Below are 18,462 nucleotides of genomic sequence, written 5' to 3' on the forward strand. Positions count from 1 at the left end.
TCAGCGACCAACGCGAGCCTTCAAGGAGGCCGGGTAGCGATCGCCATGTATTTCGACGTTCGCGAGCGCCTGGGCAATGTGCTGGAGGTCAGGCTCAGTCAGTTCGACCAATGCTGCGCCCAGATTCTCGTCCAGACGATGCAACTTCGTCGTGCCCGGAATCGGCACGATCCAGGGCTTTTGGACAAGCAGCCATGCGAGCGCGACCTGAGCCGGCGTCGCGCCCTTGCCCTTGGCGATCCCGCTGAGAGCGTCGACCAGTGCCTGGTTAGCTTCAAGCGCCTGACGAGTGAAACGAGGGACGATGCTACGGAAGTCGTCCTTGCCGAACGTCGCGCTCTTATCGATGGCGCCCGTAAGGAAGCCCTTGCCGAGCGGGCTGAACGGCACAAAACCGATGCCGAGTTCCTCCAGCGTGGGCAGAATTCTTTCTTCGGGCTCGCGCCACCACATCGAATATTCGCTCTGGAGAGCGGTCAGGGGCTGCACGGCATGCGCCCGGCGGATGGTCTGCTCGCCGGCTTCCGACAGGCCGAAGTGTTTCACCTTGCCCGCCTGGATGAGTTCCTTGACGGTGCCGGCGACATCCTCGATGGGCACGTCCGGGTCAACTCGGTGCTGATACAGCAAGTCGATCACGTCCGTCTTCAGGCGCTTAAGCATGCCATCGACCGCCCACCGGATATGATCCGGGCGGCTGTTGAGAATCTGCTGCTTGCCGTCGTCACCAAAGGTGAAGCCGAATTTGGTGGCGATGACAACCTGGTCTCGTACGGGCGCCAGCGCCTCTCCGACAACCTCCTCGTTAAGATACGGCCCGTAGACCTCGGCGGTATCAAAGAAGGTCACGCCTCGGTCAAAGGCCGCACGAATCAGCTCAACGGCTTTGGTTCGATCCGTGGCCGGCCCATAGCCGTGACTCAATCCCATGCACCCCAGGCCAATCGCCGAAACTTCGAGTCCCGAATGGCCGAGTTGTCGCTTGTCCAAGATGCGCTCCTTACAGTAGACGACGAGGGCCGTGGCCCGATGTTTGTTACTTTAGGCGCCGCAGTTTCAACCGACTAGTCGATTATCCCTTGCACCAGTATCAATCCCAGATTGATACTGAGTAAATGTGCGACGCTTCTGTCGTACTTCAGGAAAAGAATCGACCATGCCCACGAATGATTTCAAGGCCATCGCGACGTTCGCCAGAGCCGTCGAACTCGGCAGCATCCGCAAGGCCGCTCTGGCCCAGGGTGTCACCCCCCAGGCTGCCAGTCAGGCCATTGCGCAGTTGGAAGAGCATCTAGGAGTGCGCCTGTTGCATCGGACGACGCGCAGCCTCGCCTTAACCGAGGAGGGCCAACGCTTCTTGGAAAATACACAGCCCGCCCTGGCGGCACTGGACAGGGCTCTGGCCTTGGCGCGGGAGTCCAAGGATGAGATCGCGGGGCCGTTGCGGATCGTCGGGCCGAAATCGTCGTTCGCCGCCATCCTCATGCCTCTGCTCGACGAGTTCTGCCGGGAGTACCCTGGCATCGAGCCGGACGTCCAGCTCGATGACGGTATCGGCAACTGGGTGCTGGACCGCGTAGATGTCGGCTTCAGGATCGGTGCGTCGCCCAGCGAGGGTGTGATCGGTCGGCAACTCTTCCCGATCCAGATGATCGTGTGCGCGGCGCCCGCCTACCTGAAAGCGTACGGCGCGCCATCGATACTCGATGATCTGGCGGCACATCGCTGCAGTGTGTTCCGGCATCCGGTCACTGGCAAGGTGGCGCCCTGGTATTTGACCGTGGACGGTAAGCTCGAACACCGGCAATTGTCCCCCGCATTCGCGACGAACGATTCGGAGCTCGAATTACAAGCCGTGCTTGCGGGGCAGGTCATCGGTCAACTCGCGAGCTTCTCGGCAGCGGCCCACATCCGGGCTGGCCGACTGAAGCCAGTTCTCTTGCGGCATATGAGCGCGCATATCGGTTTGCACGTGTACTACGGAAGCCGGGCTGCTCAACCCAAGCGAGTACGAGCCTTCCTGGACCTCGCTTTTGCTCGCCTGCTTGATTGCCGAGAATACCTGCTCACTGAGAAAGAGCTAGCCCAATTCAGGTCGCGATCGAAGCGATACAGCCGCATTGGGTAGTGCCTTGGTTCTGCAACAATAAATTCAGTAGTCTCAAATCGAATGGCTGCGACCGGCTGTGAAGCCATCGTTCATGAGCAGTCAGTGTTCGATCCCGTCAAGGTGTTTCGGGTTGGATTTCGCTTCGAGGATTAAGGCCAGCCGACTGTTTGTTTCCACGTCGGTAGCACGCGTCAGCCCATGTGTCGACGCGTCAGTACGCGCGTATTGTTCATCGTTGGGTCGCGTCGATCGGACTCGACAACCGTGCGTACGACACGCACACGATGCGACGAACGAAAGCATCATTGATCTATTGCCGCACAAAGAACCTGCGCGCCGTCCGGTTGCTGTAGCCCAACATCCGTAGCGAGTCATCCAACGGACCCCTCCGCCTCATATGCGACCGAACAAGCGCGCGGCGTGAGCCCGGATGAGATCGCCACTGCCTGGGTGATGGCGAAAGGCGTGCTGCCGACCATCGGACGACGAAGCGTCGAACAATTGCGCATGAATCTTGCCGCTGCCGACATCGCACTTTCCGCCGAGGACGTCGCGCACCTCGATGCCGTGAGCCAGCCCCCGCCGATCTTCCCGCATTCGATGCTGCATACCGAGGAGTACCGGCAGAGAATCACCGGCGGGAAGCTCGATGATTTCGTTCGGCCGGACAAACCGGTTGCATGGCCTTGTCCGGGGTCGAAGCCCGCGTACAGTCATTCGAATGACCGTTGATCTTCGAAGCGAGGCAGCGGCACAGAAGTTCTGGCGCTGCCGGCACTAGCCGGCAGTCACGAGCATGGAGCCCCTGCCCGCACGCAGCATCGTGTCGGTATCCCGATCAGAACCGATGCCGCAGCCCCAGCGTGACCGACGCACTGTCGTCATTGCCCGCGAACGGGCCATTGAACGTGCCGCTGACCTTGCTGTATGCGCCGGCCAGATACACGTCGGTCCGCTTCGACAGGAAGTAGTCGCCGGTCAGGAACGTCGATAGCTTGTTGCCGCCTTCGCCGTTCGCGTTGACATGGCGGCCGAGGTCGTAAATGGCGGCCGCCTTGACTTGCACCGACGACGTCGCCTGCCACGTCGCACCGAACTGGAACACGTTGTCCGTGCGCGCCTGACTGCTCACGCCGATGTTCGTATTGCCCGGATTCGTGTAGAGCTGCGAATACGTGCCGTAAGTGGGCGAGAAGTCCTGACCGCTGGTCGGCGTGAAGCCGCCGTCGCGGCGCGTGTAGAGGTAGTAGGCCTGCCACGTCACCGGTCCCGTCACGACGAACGCGCCCGCGCCGAGATTCGACTGCTTGTTGCCGACGAGATCCTTCGCCTGCTGCGCAGTCAGGCCTGCGGAGAACACGTTGCCCGTATAGTTGAGCCCGGCTGCATACGTGGACCCGTGCGACACGCTGCCCGCCTGGCCGCCGAACGAGTAGGCCGCGTTGATCTTCCACTGATCGAGGGTGAGCGTGTACTTCGCCGTGTTGTCCATGCGCGAGCCGGCCAGCAACTGAACCCACACGTCGCTGGCGGCGGAATTGGCCCAGCCGATGACATCGTATGGCAGCAGCGTTTCGAACGGTACGCTGTATTGACGGCCCAACGTCAATTGACCATAGCTGCTCTTGATGCCGACATACGCCTGCCGTCCGAACTCGCGGTTGCCTTGCAGCGAGACCCCCGTCCCCGGATTGAAGCCCGCCTCGATGCGGAAAATCGCGGACAGTCCGCCGCCCAGGTCTTCCGTGCCGAACAAGCCCCAACGCGAGCCGTTGAAGAAGCCCGGTCCGAGCGCCACGGAACTGCCGCTGGACAGCGCGCGCCCGTTCGCGGCCGTCGCGCCGACCTGGTTGTTCTGCCACGAGATCGCGGTATCGATCAGGCCGTACAGCGTGACGCTGCTTTGCGCGTGTGCGGCGCAGGTGAAAGCGAGCAGAGCGGCTGCAGCGCATGCGTTCTTCATCTTGCAAGTCTCCGGTTTATTTTGATTAGGGTGGCGAAATAGTGGTTGCATGAAGCGGCATCCGTGCGGATACCGCTGCATTCATTCAGCCGATGAGCCGTCCCACCGCATCGCGATACTCATCGACGAGTCGGGCCACGACTTCCGCCGCGCCCGGCAGATCGTGGATCAGACCCGCCGACTGGCCTAGCTCCACCTTGCCGCGTTCGATATCGCCATCGAGCGCGGCTTGTTTGAGCGTGCTGCTTTTGAAGAGCGTGTCGTAGGCGGCATCGTCGGGTTCGTGGGTGTCGGCGTGCAGGACATCGGCGGCGAACTGGTTCTTCGTCATGCGCACCGGCAGCTGACGCACGCCCACCAGCGCGGTCTGATCGATTTCGGTTTCCAGCACGGCGCGCTTGTAGTTCTCATGCACGCCGGCTTCCCGCGTGGCGATGAAGCGCGTGCCGAGCTGCACCGCATCCGCGCCGAGCGCGAGCAGCGCCGCGATGCCGTAGCCGTCCGCCACGCCGCCGCCCGCGACGATCGGCACGCTGAACTCCTGTGCCGCGCGCCGCACCGCGATCAGCGTGCTGACGCCGTTTGCGGGCGGATGACCGCCTGCTTCCGCGCCGACGACGACCAGCGCATCGACGCCTGCGGAGGCGGCCTTGCGCGCATGTTCCATCGTCGAGACGACATGAATCCAGCGCGTGCCGACGCGCCTGAAGCGCTCCAGATGCGCTTTCGGTCCGCCCTGCGAGGCGAACACCACCGGCACGCGCTCTTCCTCGATGACATCGAGAAACAGCGCCGCTTCGGGGCGATACAGCGGCAGGTTCACGCCGAACGTCGCGCCGTGGGTGGCGGCCTTGACCTCGCGCACGGCCTGGCGAAAGGCATCGAGATACATCGGTCCCGCCGCGATCACGCCGAGGCCGCCCGCGTTGCTGACGGCGGCAGGCAGCGCCGCATTCGACGACGCCCAGCTCATGCCGGCCTGGATGATTGGATAGCGAATGTTCAGCATGCGGGTGAGTCGGGTCGGTGTCATCGTGCGATCCTCCAAATTCCTGTTCTAAAAACTCAGCTCCGGGTCGTCAGCAGGCGCGCCGGAATGCCGATCAGCAAGGTGACGCCGCCCACAAGAATCAGGCAGCCGGCGAACTGGATGCCGAGCGTGAGACTGCCCGACACCGACTTCACATAGCCGATCATGCTCGGGCCGACCAGCCCGCCCAGCGATCCGATACTGCTCACCAGCGCGATCCCCGCCGCCGCGCTCGTCGAGCCGAGATAGGTCGATGGAATGGTCCAGAACACGGACAGGCTCGACAGATGGCCCGATGTCGCGATGGCGAGCAGCAGCACGGAGAACATCAGGTCGCCGCGTGCGAAGGGCAGGGCGATGAGGCTGGCGGCCGCGCACATCAGCGGCACGGCGGCGTGCCAGCGGCGTTCGCGGACGCGGTCGGAATGGCGGCTGACGATGACCATCGTCACGATGCCGGCGATCGCCGGAATGGCGGCGAGCAGGCCGACGTGCAGCGCATCGCGCACGCCGGTGGCCTGGATCACCATCGGCGCGAAGAAGGCGATCGTGCTGGCAAGCACATAGGCGCAGAACGACACCAGCCCCGCGACATACACGCGCCAGTCGCTCAGGGCGGCGAGCATGCCGCCGTGTCCATGCGTGGCGCGCACCCGGCGTTCGGCGGACAGCGCGCTGACCAGGCTTGCCTTCTCTTCAGCCGTCAGCCATGCAGCGGATTCAGGCTTGTCTTCCAGCCGGAAATACACGACGACGCCGAGCAGAATCGCAGGCAAGCCTTCGAGCAGGAACATCCACTGCCAGCCCGCGAGGCCATGGAACTGGTGGAAGCTGCGCATGATCCAGCCGGACAGCGGCGCGCCGATCATCGTTGCAACGGGAATGGCGATGAACGACAAGGCCGTCACGCGCGCGCGCCGCTCCGCCGGAAACCAGTAGCTCAGGTACAGGATGATGCCGGGAAAGAAGCCCGCTTCGGCTACGCCCAGCAACATGCGCGCGATGTAGAACTCCCACGGCGTGCGCACCAACATCGTCGCGGCAGAGACGGCGCCCCACAGCACCATGATGCGCAAAAGCGTGCGGCGCGCGCCCATCTTCGCGAGCAGCAGATTGCTCGGCACCTCGAACAGCAGAAAGCCGACGAAGAACAGTCCCGCGCCGATGCCGTACACCAGATCGCTGAACTGCAGGTCGGCCTTGAACTGAATCTGCGCGATGCCGATATTCACGCGGTCGATGTAATTGATGATGTAGCACACGAACAGCAGCGGCAAAATGCGCCGGCTGATCTTGCGATACGTCGCTTCGCTGACGGCTTCTTCCGGGCGTGCAAGCCCGACGGCGCCGGATGCGTACGTCGTCATTGTCTCTTCCTTGGTGGATGGCTTCTTCAGCTTGCGTCGACACGCGGACGGCCGCAGCCGTCCGCCTTGCAATCACGCGAGCTTGAACTCACGGATCGCGTAGTCGCGCAGTTTGTTTTTTTGCACCTTCGAACTTCCCGTCATGCCGATGTCGTCGAACGACTGCACCACCCGCAGATAGCGCGGCACCTTGAAGTTCGCGCAGCGCGCCTTGCACCACGCGATCAACTCTTCACTCGATGCCTCGGCATCCGCCCGCAACACGACGAATGCGGCGGCCACTTCGCCGAGACGCGCATCGGGTACGCCGACCACTTGCGCGAGCTGCACGGCGGGATGGCCGAACAGCGTCTCTTCCACTTCGGCAGGCGCGACATTCTCGCCGCCGACGCGGAACACGTCCTTCAGGCGGCCGAGCATGCGCATGCGGCCATCGGCATCGATCACGCCGAGATCGCCGGTGCGCAGCCAGCCGTCTTCGCTGAACGCCTTCGCGGTTTCCTGCGGCTTGTTGTAGTAGCCCTTCATCACGCTCCAGCCGCGCACCTGGATTTCGCCGGGCGCGTTGGCGGGCTGCACTTCACCCGTTTCCGTCGATACCGTGCGAATCTCGATGCCCGCATGCGGCGACGCCCAGCCCGCGACGCGAGTCTCGAGCGGATCGCGCCAGTCGTTGAGGACCACGTTCGGCGACGCTTCCGATTGCCCGTATGCGCCGACCATGTGCCTCACGCCCATGACGTCGTGAATCTTCTGCATGATCTCGGGACCCGCCGCCGCCCAGCCGCCGCGCAAGTGGATGCGTTCGCGCCGGAATTCGGGGTGGCTCATCATCATCAGAAAGATGGTGTCGTTGCCCGAGGTGAGCGTGCAGCGTTCTTCATCGAGGATGTCGAGCACCTTCGGCACGTCGAACGACGGCACCGACAGCAGGCACGCGCCCGATACCAGCGATACGAGCAGCGACATCGTCGTGCCCGCCACGTGAAAGAACGGGCGCACGCTGAAATAGCGGTCGTCCGGCTGCACGCCGATGCGCTGCGCCGAGGCTGCCGCGTTCATCAGCATGTTGCGATGCCGGAGCAGCACGCCCTTCGGGAACGAGGTCGTGCCGGACGTGTACTGGATCAGCAGCGTGTCTTCGGGCGAGACTTCGTTCGCGCGCCTGGTGGCTTCGGCGCGCGTCTCCGGCGTGTCGGCCAGCGCTTCGAAACGTTCGACGCCGGCGGGCAAAGCGCGTTCCGTCTTGCCGACCAGCACGGCGCGGCGCAACAGCGGCAGCACGTCGCCGGGCAGGTGTGCATCGAAGGCCGGTTCGACGTCGCGCAGCAGCTGTGAGTAGTCGATGTTGAGGAAGGTATCGACGTAGAACAGCACGCGCACGTCGCCCTGCTTCAGACAGTAGTTCAGCTCGTCGAGCTTGAAGCGCGTATTGACCGGAACCGTCACCGCGCCGATGGACGCCGCCGCATAGAACAGCACGACCCAGTCGATGGAATTGCCCATCAGAATGCCGACGTGCTCGCCATGCTGCACGCCCGCTGCGATCATTCGCGCGGCGGCGCTTTGCACGCGTTCCGCCAGGGCGCCGTAAGCAATACGCTCACCGTCGATGACGAGCGCTTCGGCATCCGGTGTCGCGGCGGCGCGCGCGGCGAGGATCGCGGGCAGCGTGACCGGTTGTGTCAGGCCGAAGCGTTCGGCATAGGCCAGGTAATCGTCATGCATGGCGCGCTCCGCTGCTGTCATGTTTGTCGTCGGCATCGTTGCGCTGGCCGAAGCCCGAGATCGACTGCTTCCAGTCGGAGTTTTGCAGCACCGTGTCGATAGCGAGAATCTCGATGGCAAGCGCGCCCGCCGGGTCGGTCTCCACGCCACGGTCGATGCAATCGCGCGTCAGCTGCATCGCGAGCGGCGGGGCATCGGCGATATCGCGGGCCATCTGGCGGACAAGCTTCACCGCTTCGCCGGCGGGCACGATACGCGACACGAGACCGGCGTGCAGCGCTTCGTCGGCGCTCAGGGTGCGGCCCGTATAGGCCATGTCCTTCGCGAGCCGCTTGCCGATCACGCGCGGCAGACGCTGCGTCGCGCCGACGGTGCCCCACAGCGCTTCCGGCGTGCGAAAGCTCGTTTTCTCCGTTCCGACGATGAAATCGCATGCCATCGCAATCTCGCCGCCCGAGCCGACCGCCGGCCCTTCGACCAGCGCGATGCACGGCTTGCCGATCTTCTCGAGCGCATCGTAAGCGGCGAAGGCCTTGAGGCGGCGGGCGCGCACATCGTCGATATTCATGCCCTTGCGTTCCTTCAGGTCCGCGCCCGCGCAGAACACCGGGCCGTTGGCGCGCACGATCACGCAGCGGATCGAGTCGTCGGCGCGCAGGCGCACCGCGGCGGCGCGCAATTCGTCGCACATCAGTGCGTTGAGCGCGTTGCGCTGCTCCGGCCGGTTGAGAATGATCTCGGCCACGCCGTCCAGGCGCTCGACGATCAGCGTTTGGTCATCTGTCATGGTTTCCCCTTGATGCTTGATTCCGTACCGCGCGCGCCACGCTCAGATGGCGCCGTCGCGGCGCAGCGCTGCAATGTGCTGTGCGTCGTAGCCGAGCCGTTCGCGCAGGACCTGTTCCGTATGTTCGCCGAGCAAAGGCGGGCGGACCACTTCGGGATCGGCGAAGCCATCGAACTTGAAGGGCAGCGGCAATGCGCCGAAGGTGCCGATGGTGGGATGCTCGAACTCGCTCACCATGCCGCGCGCCTTCACGTGCGGGTCGGAGAGCACTTCCGCGACGTCCTTGATGGGACCGGCGGGCACGCCTTCGGCGTCGCACGCATCGCACAAGGCCTGACGTGTCCAGCCCGCAATGGCTTGCGTGAGCGCCGCCATCACGCGTTCGCGATGCTCCACGCGCCCCGCGTTGGTCGACAGCAAGGGATCGCCGGCAAGTGCATCGAGCTTCAGCAGTTTGCAGAGCGGCAGCCAGTGCTGGTCGCTGCACGTAATATGCACGAACGCGCCGTCGCTGCATGCGAAAGTCGCGGAGGGCACGCGGCCCGGATGTTCCGTGCCAAGACGCGGCGGCACTTCGCCCAGCGCGAAGAAGCGGCCCGCCGCGAGCGTGAGCAGGCTGACTTGTCCATCGAGCATCGAAAAGTCGATGTGGCAGCCCTTGCCCGTCATCGCGCGGCCATTCAGCGCCGACAGCAAGCCGATGGCGATCCACATGCCCGACGTCAGATCCGCGATCGGCAGGCCGGGCTTGACCGGACCGCCGCCGCGCTCGCCGGTCAGGCTCATGATGCCGCCCATCGCCTGGAACACGGTGTCGTAGCCCTTGCGCTTCGCATACGGACCGGTCTGGCCGAAGCCGGTACACGACACGTACACGAGGCGTTCATTATCCGCGCGCAGCGTCTGGTGATCGAGACCGTAGCGCGCCAGCGTGCCCACCGGGAAATTCTCGATGAGGATATCGGCGTTCTGCGCGAGTTCGCGGACGATGCGCCGTCCCGCTTCGGTCTTGAGATTGGCCGTCACGGACTGCTTGCCGCGGTTGCACGCGAAGTAATACGCGGATTCGTCGCCCACTTGCGGCTCGAAACTGCGGGTTTCATCGCCCGTTCCCGGCTGCTCGATCTTGATGACGGTCGCGCCCAGTTCGGCCAGGATCATGTCCGCGAACGGGCACGCGAGCACGCGCGCGAGTTCGATGACCGTGACGCCTGCGAGCGGTTTGACTTGAGCGTCGGTCATTGGTCGTTTGCGCGTTGCTTGCGGAAGCTGCGCATCATGAGATTCGTATCGAGCGATGCATCGAGCGCCTGTTGCAGCGGCAAATCCGCGACGCGATGGAACAGGCGCTTGGTCGCGGCCATGGCGGGGGCATCGAAGGCGGCGAGGCGTTCGGCGATGCCCACGGCGGTGTCGAGCATGTCCTCGTCAGCGACGACGCGGTTGGCAAGGCCCAGCGCAAGCGTGCGTTGCGCGTCGGCGGCTTCGCCCAGCGATACCAGTTCGAACGCCGTCTTGCGTCCGGCCTGGCGCACGAGATTGGCCATCACGATGGCGGCCACGATGCCGTGTTTCAGCTCGGGATAGCCGAGCTTGAGGCTTTCGCCCGCGACGAGCATGTCGCAGGCGAGCGCGAGACCGGCGCCGCCGCCCATCGCATGACCGTGCGCCGCGCCAACGACCGGCTTCGACATCTGCGAGAACACGCGATGCAGATTCGTCGTCAGATGCGCGCGTTCGAGCGCGGCTTGGGCGGCGCTGGCTGCATCGTCGTTGCCGGACTGGACGAAGCCGCCGAATTCCTTGACATCGGCGCCGGCGCAGAACGCCTTGCCCGCGCCCGTCAGGACGATGGCCTTCACCGCGGGATCGCGCTCGGCGGCTTGCAGTGCGGCGAGCAGCGCGTGCGTGAGTTCGTTGTTGAGCGCGTTGCGCTTGTCGGGGCGATTCATCGTCAGGACGCGCACGGCGGCGCGGTCTTCGATGAGGAGGCTGTCAGAGGTGGTCATGAGTAGTCGAGTCGAAGCGATGGTGCAAAGAGTAAGGCCGATGCGTGATTAAGTCAAACAAATATCCGTGATGAAAACAACTAATTCGAGCGCAATTGGGTCGGTGTAAACCCGCTATTTGAGTCTGTTCAGGTCGTTTTTTGCGGGCATACGGTGACACTCATGTCGTAAATAAACGTTGCAAATAGAGGTGTTTAGGCCTGTTTTACGAGGCGCTGAACGACTTGTGGACTTGTCAGAAACATTCGGCCATATAGTTGACATTGCATCACAACAATGTTTTGATTCGCTTGACAGTCAACCTCTTGCGCAAGCACCGCCCAACCATGTCCGACCTGACTCTGTGTGAATGCTTCGCCCGCGACGGGCTTCAGCACGAGACCGAATTCATCCCGACGCCGGAGAAAGCCGCGCTGATCGACCGCTTCGCGCGTGCCGGCTTTGCGCGCGTGGAAGCCACGTCGTATTCGAACCCGGCAGTCGTTCCGCAGTTCGCCGATGCCACCGAGCTCCTGCGCACGCTGCCGCGCCTGGACGGCGTCTTCTACAAGGCGACCTGCGCGAACCTGCGCGCCGTCGAACGCGCGCTGGCGGATCTGGATGCGGGCATCGGCGCCAATGAAATCAGCCTGCTCGTATCCGCGAGCGAAGCGCACTCGCAGCGCAACCTCAAGCAGTCGCGCGCGGATCAGTGGAAGCGCATCGAAGCGATGGCCGCCGCCGCGAAGGGCCGCTTCCGCCTCATCGGGACTATTTCTGTTGCGTTCGGCTGCCCGTTCGAAGGCGAGATCAGTGAAGCCAGCGTGCTCGCGGATGTCGAACGCTTCGCCGCACTCGGCGTGCATCATGTGACGCTCGGCGACACCATCGGCGTGGCGACGCAGGCCAGCACCCAGCGCCTGTTCCGCGCGATGCTGCAAGCGTTTCCGGGCGTGCATGCCATCGCGCATTTCCACGACACGCGCGGCACCGGCATCGTCAATTATCTGGCGGCGCTCGAAGCCGGCGTGCGTCATTTCGACGTCGCGTTCGGCGGCACGGGCGGGCATCCCGCGAAAGTGAAGTACGGCGGCGGTGTGACCGGCAATGTCTGCACGGAAGATTTCGTGAACGTGCTGGAAACGATGGGCGTCGTGACCGGCATCGATCTGGACGCGATGATGCAAGCGTCGGAGGCTTGCGAAACGGCGCTCGGGCGGCAACTTGCGAGCCGGGTCGCACGCACCGGACTCAACCCGATGCTCATGCGCGCCAAAGCGCTCGCCGCATGAACGCGCCCGCGACGCTTCCGCCGCTCTTGCTCGAATCCGAGTTCTGCATCGAGCAAGGATTCGAGCTGGTCGATTACGGCGACGGCTGGAGCACGCTCGCCTGCACTGTGCAGCCGCGCCACACCAACCGCCACGGCAACGCGCACGGCGGCCTGCTGGCCGCGCTGCTCGATACCGCGATGGGACTCGCCACGCGCGCCAGCGGGCGCGTCCAGAACCTCGGCACGGCGAGCCTCACCGTGAACTACCTGAAGCCTGCATCAGGACGCATTGCCGTGCATGCGCAACTGCGCCGCAGCGGCCGCACGCTCGCATTCTGCGAAGCCGAGGCGCGCAACGCCGACGATGACGTCGTCGCCACGGCAAGCGCCGTGTTCGCTGTCTCACCGAACGCCCAATAATCCAGGAGAAGCAAATTCATGTACGAAGACGTTCAACTTTTTATCGATGGCGAATGGAAAGCGGGCGCAGCGGGCCGCACCATCGACGTGGTGAATCCGGCGACCGAGGAAACGATCGGCCGCGTGGCGCATGCGGAAACCGCGGACCTCGATGCCGCGGTCGCCGCCGCGCAAGCGGGCTTCGCTACGTGGAAGCGCATGAACGCCTACGAGCGCGCGAACATCATGCGCCGCGCGGCGAATCTGCTGCGTGAACGTGCCGATGGCATCGCACGCATCATGACGTTGGAGCAAGGCAAGCCGCTCGCCGAAGCGAAGGGTGAAGCGCTCTCCGCCGCCGATCTGATCGACTGGTTCGCCGATGAAGGACGCCGCGCGTATGGACGCATGGTGCCGTCGCGGATTCCGGGTTCGTATCAGCTGGTGATCAAGGAGCCGGTCGGTCCGGTCGCTGCATTCTCGCCGTGGAATTTCCCGATCAATCAGGTGGTGCGCAAGCTCTCGGCGGCGCTGGCGGCGGGCTGCTCGATCATCGTGAAAGCGCCGGAAGAAACGCCCGCCGCACCGGCCGCGCTGATTCGCGCGTTCGCGGATGCAGGCGTGCCGCGTGGCGTCATCAATCTCGTGTATGGCGTGCCGGCGGAGATCAGCGAATACCTGGTGCCGCATCCGGCCATCCGCAAGATCTCGTTCACCGGTTCGACACCGGTCGGCAAGCATCTCGCCGAACTGGCCGGACGTCACATGAAGAAAGCGACGATGGAACTCGGCGGCCACGGTCCCGTGCTCATTTGCGATGACGCCGATATCGACACCGCCGCCGCGCAACTCGGCGCATTCAAGCTGCGCAACGCGGGTCAGGTGTGCACGTCGCCGACGCGTTTCATGGTGGCGCGCGCCGTGTTCGAACCGTTCCTCGACAAGCTGATGACCGCGATGAACAAGGTCCGCGTAGGCGACGGTCTCGAAGACGGCGTGACGATGGGGCCGCTCGCCAACGAACGCCGGGTACGCGCGCTGCAAGGGCTGGTCGATGACGCCGTTTCCGGTGGCGGCGAACTGCGCATGGGCGGCAAGCGCATCGGCGAGCGCGGGTATTTCTTCGAGCCGACGGTGCTCGCCAACGTGCCGCAAGGCGCCCGCATCATGCGCGAAGAGCCGTTCGGTCCGATCGCGGTCGTCAACGCGTTCGATTCGCTCGACGACATGATCACCGAGGCCAACCGCCTGCCGTACGGCTTGTGCGCGTTTGCCTATACGCGGTCGGCCCGGCAGGCGCATCGCATTGCGGCTGAAGTCGAGACCGGCATGTTGACGATCAACCAGATCGCCATCGCGTTTCCGGAAGTGCCGTTCGGCGGCGTGAAGGACAGCGGCTACGGCACGGAAGGCGGCGCGGAAGCCATCGATGCCTACCTCAACCTGAAGTACATCTCGCAACTCGACATCTGAAACCCGCCTGGCGCGACTGGTCCAAGGCAAGCGCGCCTTCAAATACAAAACAAATTGACGGAGACGAAGCAATGGATCTTGAACAGCAGGTCATGAAACGCGTCATGTTCCGCTTGATGCCGGTCCTGATCATTTGCTATCTGATCTCGTATATCGACCGCAGCAATCTCGCGGTCGCCGCACTCGCGATGAACCGCGAACTCGGTCTGTCGCCGACGGATTACGGCTTTGCTGCCGGCATTTTCTTTCTCGGCTATGTGATCTGCGAGATTCCGTCGAACATCTTCCTGTCGAAGCTGGGCGCGCGGCTGTGGATCTCGCGGATCATGCTGACGTGGGGCCTCTTGTCCGGCGCGATGGCCTTCGCGGTCGGCGCGAAATCGCTGTTCACACTGCGCGTGCTGCTCGGCATTGCGGAAGCGGGGCTGTTTCCGGGGCTGATCTACTACATCTCGTTCTGGTTTCCGTCCACTTATCGTGCGCGGGCGTTCGGCTATTTTCTCGTCGCCATTCCGTTGTCCATCGTGATCGGCGCGCCGGTGTCGGCATCGATCCTGTATATGGACGGCGTGGGCGGCCTGTCGGGCTGGCAGTGGGTGTTCGTCATCGAAGCAGCGCCTGCCGTGTTCTTCGCGTTCTTCTGCTTCTTCTTTCTCACCGATACCCCCGCGCAAGCCACATGGCTCGATGAACCCGAACGCAAGTGGCTGATCGCACGTCTTGCACGCGATGTCGAGCATGTCGAATCGCACGGACGCGGCGAGATCATGGCGGCGTTCGTGCATCCGCGCGTATGGCTGCTGAGTCTGATCAATGTGGCGCTGATTGCCTGCAGTTACGGCTGCGTGTTCTTCCTGCCGCTGATCGTGTCGGAGTTCGGTTTCAGCAAGATGCAGACGGGTCTGATCACCGCGCTGCCGTTCCTGGCGGGCGCCATTTCGATGATCGTCTGGGGCCGCAAGTCGGACCGCGCAGGCGAACGCAAGCTGCATCTGATCCTGCCGCTGCTGGTGGCGGTCGCGGGCTTTGCCATCGCCGCGGAGTCGGATACGGTCACGCTCAAGATGATCGGGCTGGGACTCGCCGCGTGCGGCACGTTCGCTTCGCTGCCGCCGTTCTGGTCGCTGCCGCCGATGTTCCTCAAAGGCACCGGCGCGGCGGCGGGCATCGCGATGATCAACACCATCGGCAGCCTGGCGGGCTTCGGCGCGCCGTATCTGATGGGCTACGTCAAACAGCATACGGGCAGCTATGCACTCGGGCTGATGATCATCGGCGCAAGCGCGCTGAGTGCCGCCGTGCTCGCGCTGCGCATCCGTTCCGATGAATTGGCGGTGAGCCGCGCGGCGCAGTTCGATCGCTAAAAAACAGTCACTCAACCAGCACACCCCAAATGGACGCATTCGACTATGTCATCGTGGGCGGCGGGTCCGCCGGATGCACGATCACCGCACGCCTCGTGCAGGCGGGAAAGCGCGTGGCGCTGATCGAATCGGGACCGCCCGACAATCATCCGTTCATCCATATTCCTGCGACCTTTTTCAAGGTGCACGGTACGAATCGCATGTGGATGTACAAGACTGCGCGGCAAGGCAACGTGAACGATCGCGAAATGTACATCCCGCAGGGACGCACGCTCGGCGGCGGCAGTTCGGTCAACGCGATGATCTACATTCGCGGCCAGCACGAAGACTTCGACGACTGGGAAGCGCTCGGCGCGCGCGGCTGGGGCTGGCGCGACGTGCTGCCGTTCTTCGTGAAGAGCGAAGGCAATGCGCGGCTCAAAGGCCCGCTGCACGGCACGTCCGGCCCGCTCAAGGTCAACGATGCGCGTCACGTTCATCCGTTCACGCGCGCCTTCGTCGACGCGGCGGTTCAGGCAGGCGTGCCGCTCACCGATGACTTCAACGGCGAGCGTCAGGAAGGCGCCGGCCTGTTTCAGACGACCACGTTCGATGGCCGTCGCGGCAGCAGCGCGGCAACCTATCTGAGGATGGTGAAGCACGATGCGCGCTTGCGTCTCGTCACCGGCGCGGACGTGCTCAAGGTGCTGTGCGAAGGACGGCGCGCAACGGGCGTACTCGTACGGCACGCGAACGGCGAAACCGAGCAGTTGATGTGCCGCGAGGAAGTGATCGTGTGCGCGGGCGGCGCCGCTTCGCCCCGGTTGCTGATGCATTCGGGCATCGGGCCGGCGGCGCATCTGCGTGAATTCGGGATTCCCGTCGTGCATGATCTGCGCGGCGTCGGCGAAAACTTCCAGGATCATCTGACCGCGCCGGTCTACGGCCGTGCGCGTCATCCGCATAGCGTGCTGGGGCATGACCGGGGTTATCGCGCGCTGCGGCATGGATTGCAATACGTGCTCACGCGTTCGGGCCTGCTGAGTTCGAACGTGATCGAGAGCGGCGCGTTCATCGATACCAGCGGCAGCGGCCGTCCCGACATCCAGATCCATACGACGCCCACGCTCGTCGGCGACGTCGACAGGAAGCCGCTGGAAGGGCACGGCATCACCATCGGACCGTGTGTCGTGCGGCCGAAGTCACGCGGCACGGTGCGGCTCGTGTCGAAGGATCCGCTTGCGCCCGCCAGGCTCGATCCGCGCTTCTTCAGTCACCCGGATGACATGGAGACGATGATTCGCGGCGTGCGCATCAGCCGCAAGATCCTGCGTGCGCCTGCGTTGCGTGAGGTGATCGCGGAAGAGCTGTTGCCGGGCGCGGCCGATGAAATCAGCGATGCGCGCATCGAAGAACATGTTCGTACGGTGTGCAAGACCGTGTTCCATCCGGCAGGCAGTTGCCGCATGGGTACCGATGAACTGGCCGTCGTCGATCCGCACTTGCGCGTACATGGCGTGAGCGGTTTGCGGGTGGCGGATGCATCGGTGATGCCTGCGCTCGTCAGTGGCAACACCAACGCGACGGCGATCATGATCGGCGAACGCTGCGCCGATTTCATCCTCAACGCGCCACGCATCGAACCCGCCGTGCACGCCGCCGACGTGCTTGCCGCTTCTGCTAAAATGCGTGACGATGTCATGTAAAGCGGATCTTGACCGGTGGAGGTGAACGTGGGGGCGACTGTTCGTAAGGCGAAGGGACAAGCAGCGGGGCAGGCTGCGGGACGAGCCGTTGCAGAAGAGCACGATGCATCCGCGTTGCGCGATTTGCGCGACCTCGTCTCGTTTCAGTTGCGTCAGTTGAGCAACATCTACACGAAGGGTTCATCGAGCGAATACGAGCGCAACTTCGGGCTGACGATGAACGAATGGCGCTGCATTGCCCTGTTGCACGGCAAGCGCGGCATGTCGATGAACCGGCTTGCGGAGCATGCGCAATTCGATCGCGGGCTCGCGAGCCGCACCGTGCGCGGTCTCGAAGAACGCGGCCTGCTCGCGCGCGAGGCCGATGCCACCGATGGCCGCGGCGTCGTCATTACACTGACGGCGGAAGGGCGGGCGCTGGTGTCGAAGGTGTTTCCGATCGCCGAGGAGCGCAATGCGCGGCTGCTGTCCTGCCTCACGCGTTCAGAGCGCGAGATGTTGCCGAACGTTCTGCTGAAGCTCACCCATCAGGCGCGTGTGATGCTCGAACAAGAGCGTGAGGAAGCGCAGGCACACACGACTTCGGACGCTGCCGGGGCGTCGGATGAGAAAAGGCATCGGAACGTCACTGATTTGAATCAGTGGTAGTCGCCGCACTCAGCATCCCGCTGCCGTGCTTTCAACCATGGTGCGCGAACGCATCCGCCACGTGCAGCACGTGCGCATAGACAGCACCCGCGCGCAGCACCACGGCGATCGCATACGCTTCATCGAGCGCCTCGCCTGGCGCACCGGCTTCGAGCGCCTGGGCGTGAAAGACCCGTCGTCGCGCGTCGTTTGATTGCGCGTACGCGGCAGCGGCCGCAGCAACCCAGACCAGCGCCGGCGTCAGCGCGTCCGTATCGAACACCTGTTGCACGAACCGTTGTCTTGCCTCGGCGATGCCTGAACCCGCGACCGCGTCCTCATCCTGTACAACAAGATTGCCCGCATCAACAGACACGACTGCATCACCCAGCGATTCGAGCGCGGCGCTCAGATAGCTGATCGCCACCGCTTCAGCCGCGCTGGCGCCGCCGTGACGGGCCAGCTCGGCGTGATGTTCGATGCAGAACGCACAGCGCGTGATCTGCGCAATCACGACGGCAACCAGATGCTTGTCCTTCTCACTCAGCGCGCCGGCCTTCCAGACCGGCGCCGACAGCGCGCGAAACGCCTTGGGCGCGGCTTGCTCGCGTTCGAGCCGGGCCAGGATGCGTGCTTCTTCCGTATGAGAGCGTGGGTGACTCATGACT

General features: G+C 63.9%; 17 protein-coding genes and 1 pseudogene. 9 read left to right on the forward strand and 9 right to left on the reverse strand.

Annotated features, from left to right (window positions below; genetic code table 11):
- Positions 1–990 carry an aldo/keto reductase gene (locus tag QCE62_RS18845; protein ID WP_309921605.1) on the reverse strand — a complete coding sequence of 330 codons (990 nt, stop codon included), beginning with the start codon at positions 988–990 and terminating at the stop codon, positions 1–3.
- 166 nt (positions 991–1,156) lie between these two features.
- Here QCE62_RS18845 and QCE62_RS18850 point away from each other — a divergent pair, with 166 nt between their 5' ends.
- From QCE62_RS18850 to QCE62_RS18860, 3 genes and pseudogenes are all read left to right on the forward strand, one after another.
- On the forward strand, positions 1,157–2,128 hold the full coding sequence (locus tag QCE62_RS18850; RefSeq protein WP_309921608.1) for a LysR family transcriptional regulator: 972 nt from the start codon (positions 1,157–1,159) through the stop codon (positions 2,126–2,128).
- 113 nt (positions 2,129–2,241) lie between these two features.
- Positions 2,242–2,463, forward strand: a pseudogene (locus QCE62_RS18855) (integrase); the annotation flags it as partial.
- 67 nt (positions 2,464–2,530) lie between these two features.
- The gene (locus tag QCE62_RS18860) at positions 2,531–2,842 is read left to right on the forward strand and encodes an aldo/keto reductase (protein ID WP_309921610.1); all 312 of its coding nucleotides are present in this window, start codon (positions 2,531–2,533) and stop codon (positions 2,840–2,842) included.
- 106 nt (positions 2,843–2,948) lie between these two features.
- On the opposite strand, the gene QCE62_RS18865 is transcribed toward QCE62_RS18860, so the two are convergent.
- The 7 genes from QCE62_RS18865 to QCE62_RS18895 form a co-directional block, all read right to left on the reverse strand.
- The gene (locus QCE62_RS18865; RefSeq protein ID WP_309921613.1) at positions 2,949–4,073 is read right to left on the reverse strand and encodes a porin; all 1,125 of its coding nucleotides are present in this window, start codon (positions 4,071–4,073) and stop codon (positions 2,949–2,951) included.
- Between the two features lie 85 nt (positions 4,074–4,158).
- Positions 4,159–5,106, reverse strand: coding sequence for a nitronate monooxygenase (locus QCE62_RS18870; RefSeq protein ID WP_309921616.1), 948 nt, complete (start codon positions 5,104–5,106; stop codon positions 4,159–4,161).
- Between the two features lie 32 nt (positions 5,107–5,138).
- Positions 5,139–6,470 (reverse strand): MFS transporter, encoded by a 1,332-nt coding sequence (locus QCE62_RS18875; RefSeq protein WP_309921618.1) that lies wholly within the window; start codon positions 6,468–6,470, stop codon positions 5,139–5,141.
- Positions 6,471–6,542: 72 nt separating this feature from the next.
- The gene (locus QCE62_RS18880; RefSeq protein ID WP_309921622.1) at positions 6,543–8,198 is read right to left on the reverse strand and encodes an AMP-binding protein; all 1,656 of its coding nucleotides are present in this window, start codon (positions 8,196–8,198) and stop codon (positions 6,543–6,545) included.
- A complete protein-coding gene (locus QCE62_RS18885) occupies positions 8,191–8,985 on the reverse strand; it encodes an enoyl-CoA hydratase/isomerase family protein (protein ID WP_309921625.1) in 795 nt (264 codons plus the stop codon). Before QCE62_RS18885 ends, QCE62_RS18880 begins: the two co-directional genes overlap by 8 nt.
- 42 nt (positions 8,986–9,027) lie before the next feature.
- Positions 9,028–10,227: a CaiB/BaiF CoA-transferase family protein gene (locus tag QCE62_RS18890; RefSeq protein WP_309921627.1), complete on the reverse strand. Its 1,200-nt coding sequence runs from the start codon at positions 10,225–10,227 to the stop codon at positions 9,028–9,030.
- Positions 10,224–10,994 (reverse strand): enoyl-CoA hydratase-related protein, encoded by a 771-nt coding sequence (locus QCE62_RS18895; protein ID WP_309921630.1) that lies wholly within the window; start codon positions 10,992–10,994, stop codon positions 10,224–10,226. The genes QCE62_RS18890 and QCE62_RS18895 overlap by 4 nt, the downstream gene beginning before the upstream one ends.
- 326 nt (positions 10,995–11,320) lie before the next feature.
- On the opposite strand from QCE62_RS18895, the gene QCE62_RS18900 reads away from it, so the two are divergent.
- The 6 genes from QCE62_RS18900 (at position 11,321) to QCE62_RS18925 (ending at position 17,815) form a co-directional block, all read left to right on the forward strand.
- On the forward strand, positions 11,321–12,265 hold the full coding sequence (locus tag QCE62_RS18900) for a hydroxymethylglutaryl-CoA lyase (RefSeq protein WP_309921633.1): 945 nt from the start codon (positions 11,321–11,323) through the stop codon (positions 12,263–12,265).
- Positions 12,262–12,666 (forward strand): PaaI family thioesterase, encoded by a 405-nt coding sequence (locus QCE62_RS18905; RefSeq protein ID WP_309921636.1) that lies wholly within the window; start codon positions 12,262–12,264, stop codon positions 12,664–12,666. The genes QCE62_RS18900 and QCE62_RS18905 overlap by 4 nt, the downstream gene beginning before the upstream one ends.
- 18 nt (positions 12,667–12,684) lie before the next feature.
- Positions 12,685–14,118, forward strand: coding sequence for an NAD-dependent succinate-semialdehyde dehydrogenase (locus tag QCE62_RS18910; RefSeq protein ID WP_309921638.1), 1,434 nt, complete (start codon positions 12,685–12,687; stop codon positions 14,116–14,118).
- Positions 14,119–14,189: 71 nt separating this feature from the next.
- The gene (locus tag QCE62_RS18915) at positions 14,190–15,482 is read left to right on the forward strand and encodes an MFS transporter (RefSeq protein ID WP_309921641.1); all 1,293 of its coding nucleotides are present in this window, start codon (positions 14,190–14,192) and stop codon (positions 15,480–15,482) included.
- 29 nt (positions 15,483–15,511) lie between these two features.
- Positions 15,512–17,167, forward strand: coding sequence for a GMC family oxidoreductase N-terminal domain-containing protein (locus tag QCE62_RS18920; protein WP_309921644.1), 1,656 nt, complete (start codon positions 15,512–15,514; stop codon positions 17,165–17,167).
- Between the two features lie 27 nt (positions 17,168–17,194).
- Positions 17,195–17,815: a MarR family transcriptional regulator gene (locus tag QCE62_RS18925; RefSeq protein ID WP_309921647.1), complete on the forward strand. Its 621-nt coding sequence runs from the start codon at positions 17,195–17,197 to the stop codon at positions 17,813–17,815.
- 31 nt (positions 17,816–17,846) lie between these two features.
- Here QCE62_RS18925 and QCE62_RS18930 read toward each other — a convergent pair whose 3' ends face one another.
- The gene (locus QCE62_RS18930) at positions 17,847–18,458 is read right to left on the reverse strand and encodes a carboxymuconolactone decarboxylase family protein (protein WP_309921650.1); all 612 of its coding nucleotides are present in this window, start codon (positions 18,456–18,458) and stop codon (positions 17,847–17,849) included.
- Between the last annotated feature and the right edge of the window lie 4 nt (positions 18,459–18,462).

The sequence above is a fragment of the Caballeronia sp. LZ033 genome (assembly GCF_031451265.1).
Taxonomy (GTDB): Bacteria; Pseudomonadota; Gammaproteobacteria; order Burkholderiales; family Burkholderiaceae; genus Caballeronia.

What these genes read in the sequence shown, in the direction of transcription:
- QCE62_RS18850 (WP_309921608.1), top strand. Translation starts at nt 1,157, where the DNA reads ATGCCCACGAATGATTTCAAGGCCATCGCGACGTTCGCCAGAGCCGTC.
- QCE62_RS18865 (WP_309921613.1), bottom strand. Translation starts at nt 4,073, where the DNA reads ATGAAGAACGCATGCGCTGCAGCCGCTCTGCTCGCTTTCACCTGCGCC.
- QCE62_RS18870 (WP_309921616.1), bottom strand. Translation starts at nt 5,106, where the DNA reads ATGACACCGACCCGACTCACCCGCATGCTGAACATTCGCTATCCAATC.
- QCE62_RS18875 (WP_309921618.1), bottom strand. Translation starts at nt 6,470, where the DNA reads ATGACGACGTACGCATCCGGCGCCGTCGGGCTTGCACGCCCGGAAGAA.
- QCE62_RS18880 (WP_309921622.1), bottom strand. Translation starts at nt 8,198, where the DNA reads ATGCATGACGATTACCTGGCCTATGCCGAACGCTTCGGCCTGACACAA.
- QCE62_RS18885 (WP_309921625.1), bottom strand. Translation starts at nt 8,985, where the DNA reads ATGACAGATGACCAAACGCTGATCGTCGAGCGCCTGGACGGCGTGGCC.
- QCE62_RS18890 (WP_309921627.1), bottom strand. Translation starts at nt 10,227, where the DNA reads ATGACCGACGCTCAAGTCAAACCGCTCGCAGGCGTCACGGTCATCGAA.
- QCE62_RS18895 (WP_309921630.1), bottom strand. Translation starts at nt 10,994, where the DNA reads ATGACCACCTCTGACAGCCTCCTCATCGAAGACCGCGCCGCCGTGCGC.
- QCE62_RS18900 (WP_309921633.1), top strand. Translation starts at nt 11,321, where the DNA reads ATGTCCGACCTGACTCTGTGTGAATGCTTCGCCCGCGACGGGCTTCAG.
- QCE62_RS18905 (WP_309921636.1), top strand. Translation starts at nt 12,262, where the DNA reads ATGAACGCGCCCGCGACGCTTCCGCCGCTCTTGCTCGAATCCGAGTTC.
- QCE62_RS18910 (WP_309921638.1), top strand. Translation starts at nt 12,685, where the DNA reads ATGTACGAAGACGTTCAACTTTTTATCGATGGCGAATGGAAAGCGGGC.
- QCE62_RS18915 (WP_309921641.1), top strand. Translation starts at nt 14,190, where the DNA reads ATGGATCTTGAACAGCAGGTCATGAAACGCGTCATGTTCCGCTTGATG.
- QCE62_RS18920 (WP_309921644.1), top strand. Translation starts at nt 15,512, where the DNA reads ATGGACGCATTCGACTATGTCATCGTGGGCGGCGGGTCCGCCGGATGC.
- QCE62_RS18930 (WP_309921650.1), bottom strand. Translation starts at nt 18,458, where the DNA reads ATGAGTCACCCACGCTCTCATACGGAAGAAGCACGCATCCTGGCCCGG.